The organism is Roseateles sp. P5_B10 (genome assembly GCF_056400485.1).
Window position 1 is genome coordinate 1 of sequence record NZ_JBFULE010001283.1, and the last position, 1,004, is coordinate 1,004.

The 1,004-nt window shown below is 68.5% G+C and carries 1 protein-coding gene; it reads left to right on the top strand.

Translation table 11 applies throughout. The annotated features are described in order from the left end of the window. Nucleotides 1-108 precede the first annotated feature (108 nt). Nucleotides 109-1,004: thymidine phosphorylase (locus tag AC1DU6_RS32755; protein WP_477862441.1), on the top strand; the 896-nt coding region annotated here is incomplete at its 3' end.

Below are 1,004 nucleotides of genomic sequence, written 5' to 3' on the forward strand. Positions count from 1 at the left end.
GCGTTGTTGCGCGCCTTGCCTGGGCATGAGCCCAGGCGGCGTCGCACGCCTAGCCCTGCACCCGCGCAGACCCTCTCGCATCGATTCCCGTAGCATTACCGAGCCCCTATGCTTGCTCAAGAAATCATCCGCGCCAAGCGCGACGGCCAGGCGCTCAACGAAGCGCAGATCAACCACTTCGTCCGCGGCCTCGTCGACAACTCCTGGAGCGAAGGCCAGGTGGCCGCCCTCGGCATGGCCGTGTTCCTCAAGGGCATGGGCCGCGACGAAGCCGTGCTGCTGACCCGYGCGATGATGAACTCCGGCCGCGTCATGCGCTGGCCCGACATGCCCGGCCCCGTGCTGGACAAGCACAGCAGCGGCGGCGTCGGCGACAAGGTCAGCCTGATGCTGGCGCCCATGGTGGCGGCCTGCGGTGGCTATGTGCCGATGATTGCCGGCCGGGGCCTGGGCCACACCGGCGGCACGGTCGACAAGCTGGAGGCCATTCCCGGCTACACGACGACGCCCGACCCGGCCAGGTTCGACCAGATCGTGCGCTCGCTGGGTTGCGCCATCATCGGCCAGACCGCCGACCTGGCCCCGGCCGACAAACGCTTCTACGCGACGCGTGACGTGACGGCCACCGTCGAGAGCGTGCCGCTCATCACTGCCAGCATCCTGTCCAAGAAGCTGGCTGCCGGCCTCGAAGGCCTGGCCATGGACATCAAGTGCGGCAACGGCGCCTTCGCGTCCACGCCCGAGTTCGCCAAGGAACTGGCCGAGAGCATCGTCGCGGTCGCCGGCGGCGCGGGCCTGAAGACGCGCGCGCTGATCACCGACATGAACCAGATCCTGGGCAGCGACGTCGGCAATTCGCTCGAAGTGATCGAAACCATCCGCTACCTCAAGGGCGATGCCCGCGAGCCGCGCCTGCACGAAGTGACGCTGGCGCTGTGCGCCGAGATGCTGGTGCTGGGCGGCCTGGCTGCCAACACCGCTGGCGCTGGCGTCAAGCTGCAGGC